Origin of the sequence: Lysinibacillus sp. FSL H8-0500, from assembly GCF_038051955.1 — a bacterium.
Taxonomy (GTDB): Bacteria; Bacillota; Bacilli; order Bacillales_A; family Planococcaceae; genus Lysinibacillus; species Lysinibacillus macroides.
In genome coordinates, this window is sequence record NZ_CP150292.1 from 2,908,948 (window position 1) to 2,931,593 (window position 22,646).

The window sequence follows — 22,646 nt, forward strand, 5'->3', positions numbered from 1 at the left end:
TTATTCTTTCCCTTCGGTAAGAATTTTCAAATTATGTGTTGTATATTTAATAGAATTAATTACATAATTATATTTATCGATTAATTCTAAAAAAAATTCAGAGTCCATTTCTTTAATAAGTACTTGTCCTTCAGATGAAATTTTTAAAGTAAGTTCCTCTTTTTTCTTGGAAAAATCTCCTTTAAAATCTATTAAATTTAAATTGGTTAGATTAATTATTATCTTAGGAAGCTTGCTTTGAAATCTAAAATAAAGATTAATTGATGGATCGGATACGCTATTAGAATTCTGAATGTTTTCATCAAATAATTTATATAAATTGAAATTTACTATACCATAATAAAATAAAAGTTCAGCAATCTTAACATGACGTTTGGTTATTAATGAAAAAGCATAAAGTAAACATAAAAATTTGATTGTGTCTAATTTTTCATTATTAAATAATAACTCTATTGATGGCGGAACAATACTGAAATCATTTACTAATCTGCTCATTAAAACGCCCCTTTCCCCACCAAACATCTAGAGAATCATCTTCTGCTAAAAGGTGTATTAATCCTCTACTTTCATTTTCATCTGACTCTTTATCTTTTAAGAGGTCGGTGTATCTACCTAAATCTAATGCCTCTAGACTTTCATGTACAACATTTAAAAACTCCTCACTATTACCATATTTTTTATAAACTACAACATATTTCTCTCTATATTTTATAAATACTTTTCCTAATAACATATCTATAACATCTAAAGAAATTCCCTCATTCCTTAAAAATCGTATATATTTTTCAGAAGCAATATAGAAAAGAGTACTTAATTCAATATTATCTTCATCAATACTCTCCAATTTCAATTTTTTGTAAAATAAATGATCTGATAAGTTTTCTTTCAGGTCAGATAATCCCGCTCCAAGAAATGTTGTTTCTTTTGCTGTAGATTTTTCTGTTCCCTTTGGAAATTCAATTTTTAAACTCGGTTCATTATTGGTTAAAACATCTAATATTTTTCTGATTTCAGTAGTATGTGATGAACTTGTTGAATCATATGGAATTGTTATTAACCCATATTTTTCTCGAAGTTCGCGTATACGCTCTTGACTAGGATTATTTAACAAAATATAGTGAATACCTTGTAAATGTTTTTTATAATCTAAAATTAAATTACTTACAAATTTATCATCAAAAGAAAAGCCTAAAAATAATACATGTTTGTTACTCGTTATTACTTTTAAAATATCGCCATACTTTTCGTCAGTATAAAGTGAATCGTAACTACTTTTACTTATTACAATCGAACCTGGATTTGAAGTATAGCCGTGTAAATGACAAATACGTCTAGTATCAAATATGTCTTGTGAACTAAAATCTAGCTCTTTAAGTAGAATTGGTACCGTATCACAATCAAGATGTTCATAAAGTAAATTTTCATAATTTGTTGTTAAAAATAATTTACAATTAAGTTTCGCCAAATCACTATAATTATGTTCTGTATCATCAGATAAATGTTTCTTTCTTTCATTAATTAGCCTAACAATTTGTTTTTGTAAATCTTGATCTGTTAAAAACGTATATTTTTTTATTTCATCAATAGCTCCCCAATAATCATTTTCGTTAAGATGCCATTGGACCGCAGTAGGTAATAAGATTTCTAAATTTCCAGTAGAATATGTAGCACAAATTTCTTTTATCAAATCATTCCAAGATGGAATTTCAAAAGGTATTGATAATCCAGCACCAATAAAGGGTACGATTTTATCTTCATCATAAGCCTGTTTTAGAGAAATTAAATTAGGATTCATACGCTACTCCTCGAATTCAATGTATTTTTTACTATAATATACCATTTATTGATGTATGATTAAATACTGTTATGATAGTTATTTGGTTATTTTTATTTACTTAAGTTTTATAAATACACGATACATACTTTAAATAAATCGATTATTATATACCTAAGTTTATAAGAAAAGGAACTTGTGAATCAGTATTTCACAAGTTCCTTTTAAAGAGGATTTAAAATTCCCAAAATCCTTATTTCTTTTACTTTATTTATTCAATAATATATTTGTTTCTATAACCTAGTTGTTAAAATTTACATTGTGAACTATCATTAAAATTCTCATTCAACTATGAATTATAAATTCCTGTGCATTAGAACGAATAATATCGTTATAATTTTTTACGGCTTTATCGGTGATATGCGTGACATAGTATATATTATCATCTTTTTTACACTTACCCTTTGCCATTAAAATTCTAGGAGTTATTGGAAGTAGACCAACTAAATTCTTATCTTCCCTCATATACGTGAATGCTGGACTGTCGCTCGTAATAAATTTCGTAGGACCATCAGCTATGAAAAAATGAAAATTTGTATGTTTTAAATTAGCAATCATCTCTTTAAAAATCACACCTGTATCGTTTAAATACTGCCTATAAAAATTTAATAATAAAAAATGTCGAATTTCATCGAGTGCAGTTTCTAATGATGGCAATATCCTTTCATTTAGTGGTATTTCAATATTGCCTAACAAATTACTTGTTAAATTTTTATACATTTTTTCAAAAAACTGATTTGAACTAAAACCTCTCCAATCCAAAGCAATAAAAAATTTCATTAGATATTCTCGGTCAAACATAGCAATACTATCATTAGAAGCATTTAACAAAGTTGATTCGATCTTCGCAACTTGTAAAGCCCAATTATTCTCGAGAGGGGATTCAAGCACATTATCTTCATATTCAACAATATACGACAAAATTGGCTCAAAAATTATATTCGCATCACTTTCTGTGCATATAGGCATTCCAGCTTTGATTGAATGAAAATCTGTTATTCCCGCTATTCTCTCTTTATTACGTTCAACAATTTCACCAGGTGACCTTAGAAATTCTATGTTGAGTGTCCCATTTCCATGCGCCCATGCTGACATATACGTTTGGGGAACAAGGTGATGGTATTTTGCTTGCGTCTCATTCATAGATTATTCCTCCCTATTATAAAACTAAATATATCCAAATTATCTAAGTAATTATAACAGGATACGTCACCAATAAAAAAACTATATAAATCTTACGGACATATATTCCTATAAGAAATCCTTCAAATTCACTACTATCCTTTATCGCTTAAGAATTAAATATTTAGTGAGGAAATCCATTGAACCCTAGTTAACACATTTTAAATGTTCTTTTACTTTTTACTTATATATTCTTCTAAGTAATATCTTATTTTTTTGAAATTTTTACTTTCTATTGCACATACCTCTCTAACCTTTTCAAAATAAACAATCCCGTTTTTCTCTAACATTTTGTCAATTATTAAACAGCAGCGTCTAATCCTAAAATCCTGTACTGATTCAGTAATTTCGCTTAATAAAGCGGTTGTTTTGGGTAGCTTAGCAGTATGCCTATTATTTGAAAGTGCTTCAATTTCTAAATGCTTGCTAAATAATTTCTTTGTAATTCTAACCGGCTTTTCTAGCTTTAGTAGCTTAGGATAAATTTGTTGGATTCTATTATAATATTCTTCGTCCCGAGCTTCCCAATCAACAGCCGGAACATTCTTGTTATTTTGAACAGGGCTTGGCATATTAGTCTCAAACCATTCAAGATCATTTTCATGCAACCATTTACAGGCTCGGTGAAATTGCTTCCACAAGTCAGTCCTTGTAATCGTTGGTCTACTCTCTATTTCTTTTAAAATTTGTGTTCGATATTGTGCAAGACGTTCTTCTATGTTCCGTGAAAGGTCATCTCGTTTTGAAGGTAAGTTTCTATCTAACCAGTCAGTATCATTTTTATAAAGGTACGTAAATAATTTTTTAAATTCTGTTTGAAACTGCTTTCTACTGCCAGTAGGATTTTTATCCAACCATTCTGATAACTTGGCACGATATGCTTCAGTCCGTTCAGGTGACTTATTATTAACTGATAGTTTATTTCTAACCGTACTTTCACTTATCCCAAGGGCTAACGCAATATCTTCGGGACGCATATTTAAATTTACTAATTCATTGAATTTTGATTCCCATACGTCTCCATACGCTGTTATACGACTTCTAATCCACTTTTCACTTTCTGCCTTCTCTGGACCAGTTCTTGTGTATTCAAAACCGCAGCAACACTTAAATTTGCCAATTATAACGTCTGTTTTCTCTCTTTTAGTAATAGATACTTTAGGAATAACAAGCTCTTTGTAATGGCTTGCCGCAATATTTAAACACGGCCATGGTCCTTTTCCAAAAGGTCCCTCATCCTCTTTTACTTTCAAGAATGAATCTATATCTTGATTAAAAAAATATAGCAATAAAAGATGACGAAATGGATGAATCCCTTGTCTTTTATAATTAGTCACCGTACTTTGCAACCAATTGTTGGTTCCCATTCCTCTTAGGTGCGAATTAAATCTTTCTAAAAAACCCTTTGGAAATTTAGCATTAAATGCTTTTAATAACTCAGCTTGTTTTACTGCTGAATTTTTCATAATCCAATTATTTTCTCTAAGTAAGGCTCGATATTTATTAAATGTCACTTCAAAAGATATGTTTTGAATAGATGTATTTAATAGCTTAAAAGCCATTTGTGAAAGCTTTATTTCAACTTCTCTATGCTCTTTTATCTCATCGACGGTATCTTGAAATTTTAGTGTGTCTAGTACACGCTTATCTAGTCGTATATATCCGTATCTACTATGATTTTTATAATCAACAGGATATTTTATTAAACGCTGCTCATGATGCGGGCAATAATAAATTGCGGGGAGATGGTGTTCTCGATGTATATAAGGCTCTCCGTAGCGAGCAATATCTTCGCTGACGCATTCCTTACAGAAGAAAATCTCTTTTTTACTATCGATTTTAGTTGGAAGAGTACCTAGTCTCCCTCGCAATCCTCTTGCATCATTCTCAACGTCTTCAGAAACTTTCCGTTGCTTTGCTTTGGTTATAAAGGGTGCAAAGAAGGGATATATAGTATTTTTTGAAAGAATTTTTTCTACGGAATATCCTGAACCTAAATTTTGCACAAAGTTAGATAAATGACTACCAAATTCAATGATTGGTACAACTGTTCTACTACCAAATAATTCTTCAAGAGTATCTACAAAACTAACATTGCCATTATAAAAATGATACCGGCTAATGGCTGAATACAGCAATTCATTTGGATATGGATCCGTAAAAAACGGTAACACTATCCCCCCTCCCATTTCACAAGGAATTTATTAAAATTTAATTGGTATATGCTACTTACCTTAACTTTTTAAGCAGTTTATAATGTCTTTTGCCAAAATTTTCGATCCAGCAGCTCCCTTCAAATATTTCAAATCTCCACTAGCTAACCAGTCAATCTCTTTTAGATTCAATAATGTTTTAGCAATTTTTGAAGAGTCTGGCTGTTGTGATTTTGTAAGATAATTTTCATTAATGACTTGATTTCCAGCTATAGCTAAAGCATTTAAGCCAGTTATATGAGTCATTCGATACAATTTGTTATCCGCCCACTGCTCTGGAAATAGTTCCTTAATTGTATTGAAATAAAATAGGCACAGGTTTAATTTCTTCTCCTTAGGAAGTTTCTCAAGATTTGATTTCTTAGTTAACAATTTCACCATGTTATATAGATTTTGGAGCGTAATATTCTTTTCTTTACTACGATTTCCAGTTAATGTTCCTTTACTAAAAAATGGACTTTCTGGTTTCAAGATTAAATTCGTTGCGATCCAACTTAAATCATCATTATTTCGATTTAAATATCGACTTAATGATGTTCCAATGCCCTTAGCCTTTGTATTAATCACATCAAAAAGCTTAATTTCCTCATCTTCATCCAAATAATGAAATGCTAAAAATGGGATGATTAACGTACTCGCTGTATCATTAATATACTTTTCAATTCCCCCAAGACGATGTTGACCATCCATTAAAGTACCTTTCTTTTTACAAATAAGACGCCCAACATTTGGTCGATGCTTATCATACGCATGAAACTCCCAGTTACCAGCTGCATTTAATAAAATCGGTGTATATAAGGAATCCTCTCCCTGAGATAAATAATCTGCAAAATCTTCACAACGCTTACGGTTGATCAGCCGCTGATATCCTTTCCCTGACGAGTCATTATATAACTTTGAATATGAAAAATTAACTGCAACTTGCGAAGACACAAAACCTTGATAAGCTACTCGACCACGCATTTTAGATTGAATTACATTCTCAATCGCTATATTTGAAGGTAAATTATTACTCATATTTTTTCTCCTTTACATTTAATCTATATCATTTTAATACCAAAAGATAATATAAATCAATTAAAATAAACTTATAAGTTATTTTTTTTATGATTTAATGGTATGTAATGCTTGTTTCACCTCACATACGCTTAAATGGGGTGATACAAAATGGACTTAAATAAAAGAGTAGGAATGAACATCAGAGCAATTAGAAAGGCACAGAAATTAACAATCGATGAACTAGCTGAAAAATGTGACTTTCAATCCCCTTATCTGTCGGATGTTGAACGCGGAGAGAGAAATATTACGTTACAAACTTTAAATAAAATATTAGATGCGCTTGAAGTAGATCCAGGAAGTGTATTAATTCCTGAAAGCAGAACTAATGAAAAGCCTGAAAATATTAGAGAAGAACTTTTAAACATTTTATTTAATACACTTGAGGATAAGAATGAAGATGATATTCGAATGTTATTAAATATCGCTAATGAGATCTTCGGTCGGTTTAAAACAAATTAAAAAGCAGCTTGTGAAATAAAATCACAAGCTGTTTTTTATTTTTCAAATAGTATCAGTCTAAAGCTCTACGTACTCCATTCCCATCAACAAATTTTGAATTTTAAAAATTCCCCATAAAATTCTCCATATCTCCAACGCTATGCATATAACCGCGAGCTGCAAACCCACGTTTTTCATTTTCAGTATATATATTATCCTTAGGTTGAAAAACTTTTCGTTCACTTATCCATCCATCAGGTAAACGTTTAAAACTGTCCAAATATTTATACTCTAAGCTTTTTTCTAAACCTTGTTCAGATGTGAACAAATCACACCAGTTATGTGGAATCAGTGAGCCTTCAGACTTATGTACAGCCCCATTCGGATTGTAATTATTCCACAATATAGTAACATCTTCAAAAATAATAAGATTAATATTACTCATTGAAATAAAATATAATATGGCTTTATATTGAAGATTTATTTTCCAAATTCCATTATTTATAACCTCGTTGTAAAAGTTTTCGTTAAATAAACTCTTTAAATAACAGCTTTCTTCACTATAAATTAAAATATTGTCTACTAACCCATTCAAGAATTTTAAGTTTTCGTATTTTTCTATCAATTCTTTTTGTACAGAATTATGTTTTTTCTGTTCTCTCTTTAAAATGTCATTTAAAAAACTTGATTTTGATTCTTGAAGATATATATTTAAAAACTTTTTATCTGGACTACACATGTACTTATAATTTAAAACTATTAATGAATTAATAAAATTTAAGGTTCCCTCATCACAGGCCACTTTATGTCCAGTGTAATATTCAGGAATACCTTTCACATAATATCTAGAATAAATAATTTCTTTACTGTCAACTCCCCAGTCGCAAAACAATATTTTCGCATACAGATTTTCTGCTCTATTATTATTTAATAATTTCTTCAAAAATCTTAGATACTTATATAAAGTATCTTTATTTTGTCCAGCAGTCGATAAATTAGAAATGTAAGACCAGATAATCACGTCTTTATGTGTATCTTCATTATGAACATTTGACAAAAAAGTTTTCAGCATCGCATTATAATTTAAATCACTAATAGACCAATGTTGACCTCTCGTAGTGAAATCTTGATTAGATGTTGAATAATCAATACAAGTAATATCTCCTGCATTTTTACCATCAAGTTCAGCAATAATACTATCAATGATTTTGTCAACACGTTGTAGATGCTCTCGTGTTAACCAGGAGATAGTATTGAAATCGTCCATTTCGTCATTCTCATTTTCTTCGATCCACAACATATGAAAACAATATTTCAAAAAACAAATCAGCATTTCCTCTTCACAATGAATTTCATTATTTTTTTTATACTTAAAATTCATAAAAAATTTCAACCATTTATTTTCTAACTTCAATGCAAATCTTTTAAATTCTTTATCTTTATCACTCTTCCAAATTATTGTAGAAGCATGATGAAATAATTCTGCTTTATATAATTCGTAAGATTTTAGATCTAATCCATCATTTATATCTAAAAAGAATTGCTCTGCATCATTTATTTCATTAACAAGAATTATGTTAAACATTACCTTATTAAATAAAAAATCAAAATTAATTTTTTCCAAAAATTTTATATACTTATAATTTTGATAAAAAGACTGGCTTTTAAAAACTTTAATTAATTGCGCTAATGAGTATGTAGTGAAGTCAACTGCATCCAACTCATTAATCATTGTGGGATCACTTAACCATTTATTAGCCGTTTCTCTATTTGTAAAAGAAAATTTCTCCAGCATTTTTTTATTTTCTGCATTTGTTTTATCCAACAAATATGAACAAAGAGCAACTAAAGTTGCTAAACGCTGCTGACCATCATAAATATACAAATTATTGTTTTCATCTTTATAACCAACAAGACAACTAAAATTAAAGTTCTCTATTTTTTCATTGCTCTCTGCAATTGCATGTAAAAGCTTTAAAAGTTTCTTATTCCCGCTCCCCATTACGTAATCTCGTTGAACGTCTGGAATAATAATTTGATTATATGCTTGAAGAACATCTCTCAATGATACTTGATTTTGATGAACTGCTGCTATTACCATTACATCACCTCTATATCGCTTTTATATTTTCCCTTAATATAATTCAAGTATATCGATTTAAACATTTCAAATTCTGCAGCACCATTATGAATCCAAAATTTTTGATTTCCATTAACATTATCAAATTCATTTTCAATATTTTTATGTTCTTCAATATATTTAATAGACTTTTTACCTTCTTGCAATTGCGATTCGATAAAACATGCTTTTTGAAATGCTTTACCCAAGTTTTCAAATTCTTTTAATAATACTTCTTCTAACTTATAATCTAAATTATTATTTAGCATACTAAAAAAGCGTAGTTTCTTATTGAATTCAAATAAACAATTATAGGCATTATAACTATTCCAATTTTCCATTTCTAAATCATTCGATAATGCCAATAATATTTTTTTATATTGTTTTAAATGTGTTAACTCAACGTTGTAATCATATTCTAATATGCTATTACTATCAAACTCATCACTTCCGTAACGCTCACAGCATAAAAGCTTTAATCGATTTTCATCTGGATAATGTTTATTCTTATATCTTTTTTGATCACTTTCAGGTATATTTCCCTCTATATATCCTTGTTGTACTAGCTCCCAAACATCTAGCTTATTAAATAATAATTTCGACAAATCTTGAAAAAGGTGCAAGATAGCCTCTTTTTCATGTTTTTCAGAATCTATAATTAAATGTGCTTTTATTCTATCTGAAATAACAAATCGTGTTTTATTTTTATTTAAATTAACAAACTCATCAAATGGTTCATTTCCAGTAACATGCAATAACACATATACATTATTAATTATAAAATTAAAAAAACCTTCTCCACATTCCTCTGTATACCCTACCTCTTCTAGTCCTTTCTTTATCGCACAATAATTGTCTTCGAATCGTTCTACATCCGTATACATATCACTTTTTGCCCATTTATTTTCGCTTGTAATATTACTTAAATACATTTGTCTTTTTTTATCTATACCTTCATCTCGTTCAAATCTAAATGTAAAATGCTCTGCCTTTGGTTGTATATACTTTAACAACATCAGTAAAGTCACCATTCGCTGTTGTCCATCTATTAATTGCATTTGATATGCTTCTTTTACCTTATATAAGGTAATCATGCCTAAAGTATAATTTAAACGTTTTCGTTTATATGCGCTCCACAAATCTGTTGCTAACCTTGAAGCTGTTGTGGCATCCCATTTATAATTTCGTTGAATAAGTGGGATATAGACATCGTATCGTTTAAAATAGTCATTCATTATCACATTAAATGAAACCATTTTATTATTCTCCATACTCTGCTCCTTTCATCGCTGCATCTTTGCAAATAATTTTATATAAATTTAACAATACATTCTCCCTACTAATATTTCTCGAATTATATATATTTTCTAATGACCATTCTCGTTCTAATTCTTCTGTTTGCCAATCTATAAATGATAGTGCTAACTGTATTTTAGGAGAAATTTTATCTATAAAAATAGATTTCAAGAATTCCTCATAAATAGAATAAATTTCAATTAATAACTTATTGTCGTTATAAGTTTTTTCCTTTTGAATAAACTCCTTAACTTCTATTTGATTTTTATTTAAGCTTTCAAATATTTCCTGTTCTTTATTAAATTTATTTAACTCTTGCGTTATAAAATCTATTTCTCTTTTCATACGTTTATCATAATTTTCGATAAACCTATAATTTTTTTTCTTTTCAGCATAAATTTTAAAATAATTGTAAATAAGGTGATAATATTCAATTTTATCAAATACAAAATGATAACATTTCTCTTGTTCAATCATTTCTTCATTCAATTCTATATCATAATCTTCAATTTCCCATAAGGTATCACTAACAATTATTTCTTTATCTGCAACTGGACTTACCCTTGATGAAATTGCTGCCTCTCCATCTTGTTTGCGCTCTTGTTTTATCCAATTTAAAATAATTATGTCGTAGAAGTCATCTTGCATATTATATGATTCTTTCCTTTTTTGAAATTCTGCTTGGGAAATATACACTTCATCTTTCAGAAACTTCTTTGACCATTTATTGTAGTTACTAGTTTTTTTGTTTCTCGGATGGCTAAAATCTATACAAAAATGAGGTGCATTATCCAAACTAAAAACATGTTCAGATTTCAAATACTCTTGTAAAGATATCTGATTATTATTTATCTCAATAAAATTGATAGGTGCATCTTTAATAATATAAAAATGCGCACTAGAACTTTCATCCAGTCGCATGTATTTGAATAAATCTATCCCAAAACCTTTAGATAAAGATTTTAGATTTATATTCCCCCCAGGATTAATATGTTCCTTACATGCTTTAAATATTAATTGAACTCCATTTTCCTTCAAATGATTTTCTTCTACATTATTGTCTAAAAGCCATGTATGCCAATTACTTTTACTACCATAACTAACGCTATATAAAGTTGTTCTATCTTTTTTAAATTTCACATCATAATAATAACCCAGACCTATTAAATTCATTTCTTTCATAGCATTTGATTCAATATAATAATCAATAATAACCTTTACTTGTTCCTCATCATAATTTTTATATTCTGAAAGTAAGTTTTCAATTATGGTACATAATCTCGTGTAATATAAGGCTATTTTCATTTTACTTTTAGGCGTTTGATTGTACTCAATTGAATTTCCTAATATATATACTTGAACTGACCTTTGCTTTTCACCTGAAATAATGTCATTTAAACACTCTAAAGCTTTGTATGTGGCATCGCTAATTTTATTTTCAAATACTTTATACCGTTCATTTAACTGTTGACTAGTAATCGTCATATTTCTTACCTCCCAATCAATCTTTCGTATCAATATAAATGATTATAGCTGCTATCGAAAATCCTCCCTCTATAAATGTTGTTATATCAACGGTTTGACCCGTTATTAATAGTGATAAAAAATTTTTTTATCTCTGATTTTATATAGTCTTTTCTAGTTCTTCAATTAATCGCCATTAAGTGAGTACGCTTCGCTATAGCCAATTAGTTAAAATTAACTTTAAATTCCACTATTTGATGCACTAATGGATCTCCGCGATGCTTATGATGACGTACCCTCCCATGTCTCTTGGCGTCCTTGCGCATACATTCCTTCGTTCGGTCTATTCATAAGGCAGAGGCTGGCGATGCTCCTTTAGGGACTCAAAGTCGGATGGAATAAATAATGCCGGCTTCTCCGTGTCATCCTTTTGTTGTAGGTCGAGCTTTGATGTTGCTAGGCTGCCTCTACGAGACAATAAATGTCTTTCACCATGTGATTCATATCAAAATACACTCGCTTCTTGCACAAAGTGTGTAAAATCTTCAGTAACTTTCCACACAGTACGACAATCGATTGCTTTTTCCGAAGGGGATTAATCGTGCGTGTGGTGTAATATTCATGTAATTTCTTAAAAGCTTTGTTGTGACGAAGTAACGGCATCATGACTCGAAATAACAGAGCCCGTAACTTTCTTCTTCCTCGCTTGGATATTCGCTTTTGTCCCTTTGTGCTGCCCAGAAGAGTTTTCACGCAATGTGAGCCCCGCTAGTTTGATTAATTGGCGTGGATGTTCATAATGTGTGAGTGAACCGACTTCTGAAAGTAGCTCGACAATCGTTACGTCGCTGATGCCTGGGACGGAATTTAAGTACTCATAGTCCGTCATTTCTTTTGCTAGCTTACTTAGCTGTTCTGTTAAGGTCACTAGTTGGCTTTGCATCAATTTGTACTGTGTGAGAAGTGTGGCAATTTCTATTCGTGCCATCGCGAGTCCCTCTGTCAGTCCAATGGAATGCTGTGCTACCTCAACTAATTGTTTCGCTTTTGGTAGCTGAGGCGATTTCATACCTTCGACTTGGCGATATAAAAATAATAGTTCCTCGGGTGCCTTCCCTTGGATATCGCTTGGTAGTGGCGTCATTTCAAGCGCCGCATAAGCCATTTTTCCGAAGTCTTTGAACACCGTCATAAATTCCGGAAAGAAACGATCAATCCAACGAATGATGCGATTTTGTAAGGCATTCAGATCTTCTTGAATTTTGGAGCGTAGCGTTGCACCATTTCGTAATTCAGCTTCTACGCCCTCTAAAATACGTGGATAACTGAAACGTCCATCACGCATTAATCGTGCAATGACAAGGGCATCCTTTTGATCATTCTTCGTTTGAAGATTGTCATCCAATTCCTTTGAACGATTAACATGATGAGGATTTACCATGACAAACGGAATCCCATGTTCACTAAGATAAGCAGCGAGATTCATCCAATAGTGTCCAGTGGGTTCAAATCCAACAAGAATTTCGCTTTTTTCATGTATAGCACGTAAAGCGAGTATTTTTTCATAGAAAGCGTTAAAACCTTCTCTAGATTGAGAGAAAGGAAATGATTTTTGAAGCACACGTCCTCGTTCATCGATGGCACAAGCATAGTGCTTTTTCTTGGCAATATCGATCCCGATGACTAAAGTGTTTTCAGTGACTTGATTAATTTTATAGTTCGTATTAGAATGCATAAATGGAGTCCTCCTGTGTGATGATGGGTCAATTTGGCGTTGACACTCATGCATCATACAAGAGGGCTTTTTCTTTTTCAAGCCCCTGAAAATCTTTCTAACAGGAATGCTCCTTTCTACCTTTCTGTAAATAAATTTTAAAATTAAACTTACTCAACACTCCAATTAAATTATAAAACTATATTCAGAATTATAATCAACAATATTTTACATGTATTACAAGTAAAAATTGTGATTTTTTATGTATTATTTTTGAATTTTTAGATTTTTTATATTAGGATTAAAATTTTTGCTCGAAATATAAAAATAGCGCACCTAACATTACGACCAAAAGCCAGCTTTCTTAAAAAACTTCAGAAATCTAACCATTCGTCGTGCGTTCCATCAGGTGCGTTGATTCTTATACTTCTGATTAATATAATCTTCTAATGTTGGCTTAATTATTTTAAAATCTCTAAGATTTACTGCACAAGCTTCTCTTAATTTTTCAAACCCTACTTTCCCTTCCCTTTCTATCATTTCATCAATTTTAAGACAACATCTTCGCACTTGAAACTCTCTAATAGTCTCTGTAATTTCATTTAATAGTGCGTCTGTTTTGGGTAATTTATCCACATCTCTTTTTGTAGATAATATAAAAATATTTAAACGTTTGCTAAATAAGCCTCTTGTAATTCTAATAGGTTTTTCCTCTTTTAATAACTGCGGGTAGATTTCTTTTACTTTATCATGGTATTCGATATCCCTACTCTCCCAATCTACAAAGGAAGTTTTAGGCGTATACTTAATAAATTCTGGGAAATTCAAGTTATACCATTCCAAATCATTTTCATAAAGATACTTACAAGCTACACCGTATTTTTCCCATAGAAATGATCTAGATACATCCGAATTTTTATTTATTACTTTTAAAATAATTGATCTATATTTTTTTATTTTTTCTTCATGACTGATTAATAAATTTTCTCTTTTCATTGGTAAGTTTGCTTCGAGCCACTCTCTATCATTGTGATACAGATAGATCGAAATTTTACGATGAGCGGATCTAAACTCTTTTCTTCCATATTGAGGATTTTCATCCTTCCACAACAGCAATGTTTCCCTATAAGATTGAGTTCTTTCAGTAGATTTTTCTTTAATCAGTAATTTCTGTCTAACAGTAGGCTCAGCAATTTTCAAAATTCTCGAAATTTCTTCTGAGCTTAAATTCATGTTTCGTAATTCATCAAATTTCGATTCCCATTCTTCTCCATAAGCATTAACTCGATCCCTTATCCATTTCTCACTTTCATCTTTTTCCGGGCCAGTTCTAGTATAAATAAAGCCACATGAACATTTAAATTTCCCTACCAAAGCACCCGTGCTTTTTCTTTTAGCAACTTCTAAATCTGTAACAACTAATTCTTTATAATGGGTTGCTGCAACATTTAGACATGGCCAAGGGCCATTTCCAAAAGGACCAACATCTTCTTTCAATTTTATAAGAGTTTCTATATCTTGATCAAAAAAATATAGAAATAACAAATGTCTAAATGGATGAACTCCCTTACGATTCGGATCAATAGTTATAGCTTGTAACCAGTAATTAACTTGATTACCTTTAGAATATGAATTAAATTTTTCTAAAAATCCTTTAGGAAACTTTGAATTAAAAGCCTTTAAAAAATCTTTACTTCTAACATTTGTATTATTAACTATCCAATTATCTTGTCTTAGGAGTGTTCTATAGCGTTTAAATACATCATCTAATGCAATAGAACCGATAGGTATAGAAAATAACTTATAAGCCATTTTGGAAAGTTTTACTTCAATTTCTTTGAATTCATTAGTGTCATCTTCAATAGACTTCGGAACAAATATATCCATTTCTCTTTTGTCGAACCTGATATAACCCAGACGACTATATATTTTATAGTCAATAGGATATTTCATCAAAATTTTTTCATGATGCGGACAATAATTAATCCCAGGTAATTGATGTTCTCTGTGAATATAAGGCTCTCCGTACCTTTCTATATCATCTTCTACACAATTAGAACAGAAAAACACTTCACTTTTCACTCCTATTTTACTTGAAACGATTCCCAATCTCCCATTCAATCCTCTACCGTTCCCATTCATATCTTCATATGCCTTCATTTGTTTTTCTTTTGTAATAAAAGGAGAAAAAAATGGAAATATTGTATTATCAAATATTAATTTTTCCACAGAGTATTTATTCCCTAAGGTTTTCACTAAGGATTCCATATTACTTCCAAATCCAATGCTTGGTAGTAAATTTCTACCATTAAATAATTCCGTAAGAGTTTCATTAAAACTTATATTTCCACTATAAAAATGATACCGTCCAATTGCAGAATACAACAATTCATTAGGATATGGATCTGTAAAAAATGGTAGCAATATTTCCCTCTCCTTTATCAAAAATCAATAAAATTCATTCAAAGGACTACAGATAAATGCGTTCTTTTTTAATTCTTCATAAGGATGAATTTTATTTTTTAACGCCTTTAATCGAATATTTACTAACGACATATCACTTATATTTTTTTCCTTTACCTCTTCTTTATTAAGTCTTATTTGATTCATGTCCATAGCTTTTTGTATTGCAATTCTTTTTAATTCACTTTCAATTAAGTCAATAGGATTTTCATTTACTACATTTTCAACAATTTTTTTAATCTCTTTGATATTTAGTGCATTAAATATTCCTAATGCCGTTAATTCGATTCTTATACTTTCAATTTTGTCTTTACGCAAATATTCTATGGAATTTAAGCGGTCTCTCATTGCACTTTTGATATTTCCTTCATATTCAGCTCCTTTCTTATGATTTATCATAAGATCATCAAGATTAATCATTAAATCTTCATACTTGTACATAGCTTTAAAGTCATTCTTACGTATTGCTGTTAACATTGGTTGAATTATTTTTAAATCTTCTTTCGCAGTTTGTTTCAAAACTTTAGAAGTAATTTTTTCCTGTGAATTATCATCACCGAATAAAATACGTTCTTGGGTAAGTATAAATAAATTTACTGCTACTGCCGTAATACCTTGACATTCCTCATAAAATGTCTTTTTAAGTTCATCAGTTAACTCTGTATACTCTTTTAAACACTGTATATTCCAAAGTGTCTCCAAGAAAAACTCCCACTCTTCACTATCTTCAGCCATTCGATCCCAAAAAATTGAACCATCACTAGCTGCTCTGCGTGCTTGTCTAAAATTCCCCTTAAAAAGTTGTTGGGCTTTTGATGTTCCTATCAATACGGTAGGTATTCCTACTGTGTTTGATAAAGTGACAAAAAAGTTTAACATTTCTTCATGTTCATTTTTAGAATTTGCAAGGTGCTGAATTTCATCAATTACTAAAATACCAATCCCGTATAAACTTGCCAAAGAAGTCATATACAATAGCATTGTAGATGTAATCCTATTAAAATATCCAAATTTCTCTAAATAATGTGTACCTAACAAATCATCAATAGCTTTAAAAAAACTTTTGCACAATGTTGATAAACTACCATCATAGGGACAATCTATTTTAAGCCACGTAATTTGAGTTCGGTTAAACATTTGTGCTTTATAAGATTCATGTTTTATTACTTGAGGATACATTAGTAACAATCTTTCTATTGCAGTCGTTTTTCCAATTCCAGATATTCCAATGATTGAAAGGCTGTCAGCTGTTGAACGAATATAATTTAAACGGTCATCTATATATTTATGAGCTTGTTTCTCATCTTCTCTTAATTCATGAAGTAATCGTATTCGTTGTAAAAATGTTTTATCTAAGGGATTACGAGCCAAATAACCTCTTCTAATCAAAGTTGATAATCGACGTTCAAGCTCAAAATGTACGGGTAATGGCTGAATAAAGTTTTTTATTCGTTTCAAGACATGATAACGAATATTCGCTTCACTTTGTTTATCTTGCTGACTAATTCTAGGAGTAACCATAAAATGCTCTAATATATCATCTTCGGTAAAAATGGTGGGCAAAGCTTCAATAAATGGATTATTTTCATACTCAACAAGAGGTTGTGTTTTATAAACTGCTTGCTCTATTTCTCCTTTTAGAACAATCTCATCATTTGTTTTTACCATATTTCTCATCTCGCTTTTGCTTTAATTTTTCCATAAGGCTTGAAGACGATTTTTTTTCTGGTTGTTCTTCTGATTTTTTTTTAGATGTAAAATCTATAATCTCTGCGTCTTGTTCAGTTATAGAAGGTGATAAATCAAACTTCTCTTTCTCGCGATTCATTTGTTTTTCATTCGCTTTATTTTCTCTAATTGCAGCTAATTTTTCCTTTTTGCTCGTTGGTTGATGTATTGCGTTTTTCTTTTTTTGCTCTGCTGCCTTAATAATTTGATCCATCATCGTATCTGTATTAATCATAAATTGTACTTGCTTTGAACGTTCTTCTTCCTCTAACTCTTTTCTTAGTTGATGTAGAAAAATAACTTCTTCTAAAAAGTCCATTTTGTATTGCTGACTTGACTCTAACAAAATACACGATTCAAAATCAGTCCCGTTATCATTTGGGATATAAATTTTATCTACATGGCGAGGATCATAAACGATGTCAATACTTTTATTTTTCAGCTTGGCATACCATTGTTCTTCAATCGCTCGCTTTGAGCCATACGGTAAATTTTCGAATATAATGCCTGCTCTTGAAATCGTCGCTTTGCCACGTGGTAACACATTTAAACGAAAGATATTTCTATCTACTGTGCGCAGGCGACCTTTGCGATTTTGAATACCCCAGTTCCATAGATTAATAGGTGTTGGTATTACACTTTCTGCAATCATTTCTTTTTCCATTGGATATTTATCAATGATTTTATTATTATGATGTAGCACCATTGTAAGAATTAATGCTGTAAATTCTTTTAAATTAAGTGTTGCATCTAGCCTGTAATCTCTGTCCCCACGCTCTCGATATTCTTTTTGAATGGCTCCAGGGGCTTTTTGCTTTACTTTGCCATTAATTGTGCGGAATTTACGCTCTACAATACCTTTTAAATCGCCTCGGTACGCTGTTGTATTTTCAATCTTGATATTTAAATTATTAATAAGTCCTTCTACTGCATAGCCTTCAAACTCGCCTCGGTCTGCGATAATGATCTCAGGCAAATGATGTGTCGGCCATTGTTCTTCTGTAATGTCGATATCATATTCCTTACAAAATTCAACTTTATTGGCAACCATATTATCTAAAGCCATCATCGCCCCGAGCCATGAAGGACCTTCTAAGCCTACATAAATCCCTGTAACGATACGTGAATACACATCAACAATTGCATAAATGACAGGTCTACCAAAAATTAGATTCACATCAAAAGAGCTAACTAAATAAATATCTGCGATTGTCGCATCAACTTGAAAGCGTGTTCCAGGTCCGTTCGTTTCTACTTTTGAGTTACTTAAAATTGGACGATGCTTTAATTCATATTCTTTCGCACTTTTACGGAATTCAATATCCTTCTTTGGGTCCTCTAATTTCTTGAACCAGTAATAAAACTGATGGTAAGAGGGAATACGATTTGATTCCCATATACGATATTGAACCTTTCCATTTTCTTTATAACGATCTGAGTAAAAATCTCGAAGAATAAAGTGATAGACATCTTTTAGTGAATAGTTATTTGTCTTTCGGTAGTATTTATTAATTGCATGTTCAAATTGTGTCTTAACTTCATCGGTTATATTGATGCCACTTCGATATTCACCATTTACTGTTACTCTACGTGGACGACCTACTTTATCATCTCTTAGTGTTTTCGTCTTTCCACGACCACCTGAATTTGCATAATCGGGTAACATAGCATTTTTGTTCATCCCACGTTGCCAATAGCGACTAAGTAATTTTTTGACCTTTGTTGGGGTAACATTCAATGCTTCAGCTATCTCTTTTATTTGTATTTCTCTACCGTTCTTCTTCAATAAACTGTTCATATGCTCTAGACAATATGTTTGAATGATTTCCCAATCTGCATCTCTCTTCTGAATCTGGACCTCACTCAATTCATCTTCAGCGACAGCACGTGCAAACGGATCAGCAATTATAAGGCATTCTTTTTGCTCTATATCCATTACTAACGATGAATAGAGTTCTTTTTTAGGCATAGATGTATTGGAATCAATATTGACGATATAGACATAAGATTCCTCAATTTCAATAATACGAATACGTTTTGAATCTTTTACAGATTGAAGCACTTGATTAATATAAATCATCCATAATTCACCTTCTTCAATTTGCTTTCATCAATTGACTGGATAACAATAGGTTGTTCCACATTTAATGGCTCTAGCATATCTACCCGAATAATTTTCTGCGCCAATAAGTAATAAAATAGCGTCATACCACTCCCTAATGGCATATGTGTTTCTTTAGCAAATAGATTTGTCACTTCTCGAATGCTTTCACCTTTACTTAATATTCTCTGTAACAATGCCATTGCTAAATCCTCCATATGCTGAGAACTTAATTTTTGGAAGGCATCATATTGTTGAATATCGTAATAGTCATGAATATAACTAATGTTTCTAGCCATCTCTTTAGGAATCTCAAGTTCTGTCACAATACCCCAATCAATGTTGCGTCGCTCCCAATACACTCGCTCAACTTCAAACTTCTCAATAACTCGCTCTTTTAAAAGCTCGTCCTTCATTTTTATAGTCCGAGCAAGCTCTACTAACCCTTCTCCTTTATCCACTGTTAATAAAAAATCCGTTGTCATCACAACTGGCTCATTCGTTTTAGGGTCTATAGGATGTTTAAGACCTAATTCATCTGCAATGACAATCGTTTCTTCCAACGGCAATAAGGGAAATTGTTCTCGAATATCAACAACAAAATCCGAATATTCAGTTAAATAAAAGTAGTTTCGTTCCAAATCTGATAAAAATTCATGCTGTCGTTTTGTTTTAATTCCTCTAAGACGGGTGGATCTTCCTAATGAGGAGACGTCCTGAATGTTTAGCCATGGCTTATAGTCTTCTCCAATACCCGAACCTCGACCTTCCTTAATCCACTTTTCAACTTTAGATGTTCTCGTTCTTTTTGACATAAAAACACCCCTTTAGACAACTATAATCTAAAGGGGTAAAACGGTGCAACTTTTTTACAAACAGTATAACTTTATTTTAAACGGTACATCTTTTTTATAAACGGTACGACTTTATTTCAATTCTACATTTCAAATCTACAATCTTATTTTACAGGCCGCATTTTAACTGTGCACCACAGTTTGTACATGTATTACAGCCGCCCATTTCTTCAACCGTTCCTTTACGACATACTGGACATGTATTTCCTACATCTGAGCCAATAACTGTCGTAGATGCTAAGGCTTGAATCGTATCGACTAATACAACTGGACGTTTTGTATGCTCCTCCACTAATTCCTCTTCAAACGATAGCTGATCCATATCATTTTCTTCTGCCTTTAGGGTAAGGACTTGTGAATCACGGCTACCATCTACATAAACCGTGCCACCTTTAGCGCCACCTTTATAGAGTCGCTCATAAACCTTTTCAACCTGTTGTACGGTATAACCTTTTGGTGCGTTTACTGTTTTTGAAATAGAGGAATCAATCCATTTTTGAATAATACATTGTACATCCGCATGTGCCTCTGGTTTTAGGTCCATCGCAGTCACAAACCATTCAGGAAGCTCCTGCTCGTTTGCTTCTGGATGACGGTCTAAATATTCTTGGACAATTTCAGCTTTTACTTCAATAAATTTCCCTAGACGACCAGAACGGTAGTACGTGAAGGAGAAGTATGGCTCAAGTCCTGTTGCTACACCTACCATAGTGCCTGTTGAACCGGTTGGCGCAACCGTTAATAGATGTGAATTACGAATACCTGTGGCTAAAATTTGCTCTTTGATGTGAGCAGGCATTTTTTGCATAAAGCCTGTTTCTGTAAAGGCTTTGCGTAAACGAGCCGTTTCTTCGTCTGTCGCACCAACTAGGAATGGGAAGCTGCCGCGTTCCTTGGCAAGCTCTGTAGACGCCTCATACGCCGTTTCAGCAATGGTTTTAAAGATGTCATCTACTAATGCATTGCCTTCCTCTGAGCCATATTCTTGTTCACAATAAATAAGTAAATCTGCCAAGCCCATTACCCCTAAGCCAACACGACGCTCACCAAGCGCTTGTACACGATTTTCTTCTAAGAAATAAGGTGTTGCATCAATTACATTGTCTTGCATACGAACACCCACGCGAACTGTTTCACGTAACGCTTCATAATCAACTGTTTGATTGTCTTTATTAGCAAACTGTGCAAGATTGACTGCCGCTAAATTACACACGGAATATGGTGCAAGTGGTTGTTCCAAATATTGTTATCCTAAAGGCTTTTTATCCTTTAGTTCTTACAGTTCAGTTCCTGTAAGTTCAGCATACATTTTCATTACCTATTTTTGTAATGTTGCGGTCTCGTGCCCAAATTATAGTCTACATTGTAGGATCACTGGGTATGCGTTGCCCCTGACTAACGTTTTACCATTAGCCTTCGGTTCGGATTAGCATCACAGCCTTCCCGCTTTATCCCGCAATTTTTAACGTGAGGCGAAGTCCACCACACGGATTTGTCGCTACTACACTTTGGCCATAGGCTTTCGCATTGGTCATATCGTTCGCATTATCAATGAAGAAAATGCCTGGCTCTGCAGAGTATGTTGCACAAACATTAATTAAATTCCATAACTCTTGTGCTTTAATTGTACGGTATGTGCGTACCTTATAGCCCATTTTCTCCCATTCACGCACATCGCCAATTTTATGCCATTCTGTATTATAACGATCCATTTCTTCTTTTGTATATTCTTCAACTGCTGGGAAACGGAGTTCAAAGTCAGCATCATTCTCAACAGCCTCCATAAACTCTTTTGTTAACGTTACAGAGATATTTGCGCCTGTTAAAAACTCTGGATTATGAACCATATATGTTCCGCCATCACGCAATTTATTTTCAGCTTCGCGAATAATCGCTGTATCAAATCCACCTAAGCCTTCAATATTTTTATAGTTCACAATGCCTTGATACATCGCTTCCTCTTGCGTTGTTAATGGCTTAAAGTTTAATTTTTCTTTCGCTAGACGAATAATCGTTTCGTCTGTTGTATTTTCAATCAGGTATCGCAGAATACGTGGATTTTGCATTTTTGAAATAATAAATTCCACTATATCAGGATGCCAATCTGCCAACATTATCATTTGTGCCAATTTCTTACGCGGGTTCGCTACACCCACTCTCTATGTCACCATAGAAGCTGAG

The 22,646-nt window shown here is 31.9% G+C and carries 14 protein-coding genes and 2 pseudogenes; 1 reads left to right on the forward strand and 15 read right to left on the reverse strand.

What is annotated here, in order from left to right:
- From MHB44_RS13915 to MHB44_RS13935, 5 genes are all read right to left on the reverse strand, one after another.
- Positions 1-495, reverse strand: coding sequence for a hypothetical protein (locus tag MHB44_RS13915; RefSeq protein ID WP_341299645.1), 495 nt, complete (start codon positions 493-495; stop codon positions 1-3).
- Positions 476-1,795 carry an SIR2 family protein gene (locus MHB44_RS13920; protein WP_341299646.1) on the reverse strand — a complete coding sequence of 440 codons (1,320 nt, stop codon included), beginning with the start codon at positions 1,793-1,795 and terminating at the stop codon, positions 476-478. Before MHB44_RS13920 ends, MHB44_RS13915 begins: the two co-directional genes overlap by 20 nt.
- A gap of 324 nt (positions 1,796-2,119) precedes the next feature.
- The gene (locus MHB44_RS13925) at positions 2,120-2,977 is read right to left on the reverse strand and encodes a DUF4238 domain-containing protein (RefSeq protein WP_341299647.1); all 858 of its coding nucleotides are present in this window, start codon (positions 2,975-2,977) and stop codon (positions 2,120-2,122) included.
- A 212-nt stretch (positions 2,978-3,189) separates the two neighbouring features.
- Complete coding sequence (locus tag MHB44_RS13930) at positions 3,190-5,190, reverse strand: TnsD family Tn7-like transposition protein (protein WP_341299648.1); 2,001 nt, start codon at positions 5,188-5,190, stop codon at positions 3,190-3,192.
- 60 nt (positions 5,191-5,250) lie between these two features.
- Positions 5,251-6,246, reverse strand: a complete 996-nt coding sequence (locus MHB44_RS13935) for a DGQHR domain-containing protein (protein WP_341299649.1) — start codon at positions 6,244-6,246, stop codon at positions 5,251-5,253.
- 150 nt (positions 6,247-6,396) lie between these two features.
- Here MHB44_RS13935 and MHB44_RS13940 point away from each other — a divergent pair, with 150 nt between their 5' ends.
- The gene (locus tag MHB44_RS13940; protein ID WP_333719900.1) at positions 6,397-6,747 is read left to right on the forward strand and encodes a helix-turn-helix transcriptional regulator; all 351 of its coding nucleotides are present in this window, start codon (positions 6,397-6,399) and stop codon (positions 6,745-6,747) included.
- Positions 6,748-6,847: 100 nt separating this feature from the next.
- On the opposite strand, the gene MHB44_RS13945 is transcribed toward MHB44_RS13940, so the two are convergent.
- The 10 genes and pseudogenes from MHB44_RS13945 to MHB44_RS13990 form a co-directional block, all read right to left on the reverse strand.
- Positions 6,848-8,827, reverse strand: a complete 1,980-nt coding sequence (locus tag MHB44_RS13945) for a DUF262 domain-containing protein (RefSeq protein ID WP_341299650.1) — start codon at positions 8,825-8,827, stop codon at positions 6,848-6,850.
- Positions 8,827-10,116 (reverse strand): DUF262 domain-containing protein, encoded by a 1,290-nt coding sequence (locus MHB44_RS13950; RefSeq protein ID WP_341299651.1) that lies wholly within the window; start codon positions 10,114-10,116, stop codon positions 8,827-8,829. Before MHB44_RS13950 ends, MHB44_RS13945 begins: the two co-directional genes overlap by 1 nt.
- Positions 10,106-11,626, reverse strand: coding sequence for a hypothetical protein (locus MHB44_RS13955; RefSeq protein ID WP_341299652.1), 1,521 nt, complete (start codon positions 11,624-11,626; stop codon positions 10,106-10,108). Before MHB44_RS13955 ends, MHB44_RS13950 begins: the two co-directional genes overlap by 11 nt.
- Before the next feature lie 610 nt (positions 11,627-12,236).
- Positions 12,237-13,340 carry an IS110 family transposase gene (locus tag MHB44_RS13960; protein WP_341299653.1) on the reverse strand — a complete coding sequence of 368 codons (1,104 nt, stop codon included), beginning with the start codon at positions 13,338-13,340 and terminating at the stop codon, positions 12,237-12,239.
- Between the two features lie 384 nt (positions 13,341-13,724).
- Positions 13,725-15,743 (reverse strand): TnsD family Tn7-like transposition protein, encoded by a 2,019-nt coding sequence (locus MHB44_RS13965; RefSeq protein ID WP_341299654.1) that lies wholly within the window; start codon positions 15,741-15,743, stop codon positions 13,725-13,727.
- A gap of 24 nt (positions 15,744-15,767) precedes the next feature.
- Entirely contained in the window at positions 15,768-17,459 is a 1,692-nt protein-coding gene (locus MHB44_RS13970) for an ATP-binding protein (protein WP_341299655.1), read from the reverse strand.
- Entirely contained in the window at positions 17,434-19,590 is a 2,157-nt protein-coding gene (locus MHB44_RS13975) for a Mu transposase C-terminal domain-containing protein (RefSeq protein WP_341299656.1), read from the reverse strand. Before MHB44_RS13975 ends, MHB44_RS13970 begins: the two co-directional genes overlap by 26 nt.
- A complete protein-coding gene (locus MHB44_RS13980) occupies positions 19,587-20,426 on the reverse strand; it encodes a TnsA endonuclease N-terminal domain-containing protein (RefSeq protein ID WP_341299657.1) in 840 nt (279 codons plus the stop codon). Before MHB44_RS13980 ends, MHB44_RS13975 begins: the two co-directional genes overlap by 4 nt.
- Positions 20,427-20,574: 148 nt before the next feature.
- Positions 20,575-21,702, reverse strand: a pseudogene (locus tag MHB44_RS13985) (ribonucleotide-diphosphate reductase subunit alpha); the annotation flags it as partial.
- A 244-nt stretch (positions 21,703-21,946) separates the two neighbouring features.
- Positions 21,947-22,600, reverse strand: a pseudogene (locus MHB44_RS13990) (hypothetical protein); the annotation flags it as partial.
- Between the last annotated feature and the right edge of the window lie 46 nt (positions 22,601-22,646).

Excerpts from the sequence above, each read along its gene's own strand:
- MHB44_RS13915 (WP_341299645.1), bottom strand. The coding sequence starts at position 495 with ATGAGCAGATTAGTAAATGATTTCAGTATTGTTCCGCCATCAATAGAG.
- MHB44_RS13920 (WP_341299646.1), bottom strand. The coding sequence starts at position 1,795 with ATGAATCCTAATTTAATTTCTCTAAAACAGGCTTATGATGAAGATAAA.
- MHB44_RS13925 (WP_341299647.1), bottom strand. The coding sequence starts at position 2,977 with ATGAATGAGACGCAAGCAAAATACCATCACCTTGTTCCCCAAACGTAT.
- MHB44_RS13935 (WP_341299649.1), bottom strand. The coding sequence starts at position 6,246 with ATGAGTAATAATTTACCTTCAAATATAGCGATTGAGAATGTAATTCAA.
- MHB44_RS13940 (WP_333719900.1), top strand. The coding sequence starts at position 6,397 with ATGGACTTAAATAAAAGAGTAGGAATGAACATCAGAGCAATTAGAAAG.
- MHB44_RS13945 (WP_341299650.1), bottom strand. The coding sequence starts at position 8,827 with ATGGTAATAGCAGCAGTTCATCAAAATCAAGTATCATTGAGAGATGTT.
- MHB44_RS13950 (WP_341299651.1), bottom strand. The coding sequence starts at position 10,116 with ATGGAGAATAATAAAATGGTTTCATTTAATGTGATAATGAATGACTAT.
- MHB44_RS13955 (WP_341299652.1), bottom strand. The coding sequence starts at position 11,626 with ATGACGATTACTAGTCAACAGTTAAATGAACGGTATAAAGTATTTGAA.
- MHB44_RS13960 (WP_341299653.1), bottom strand. The coding sequence starts at position 13,340 with ATGCATTCTAATACGAACTATAAAATTAATCAAGTCACTGAAAACACT.
- MHB44_RS13970 (WP_341299655.1), bottom strand. The coding sequence starts at position 17,459 with ATGAGAAATATGGTAAAAACAAATGATGAGATTGTTCTAAAAGGAGAA.
- MHB44_RS13975 (WP_341299656.1), bottom strand. The coding sequence starts at position 19,590 with ATGATTTATATTAATCAAGTGCTTCAATCTGTAAAAGATTCAAAACGT.
- MHB44_RS13980 (WP_341299657.1), bottom strand. The coding sequence starts at position 20,426 with ATGTCAAAAAGAACGAGAACATCTAAAGTTGAAAAGTGGATTAAGGAA.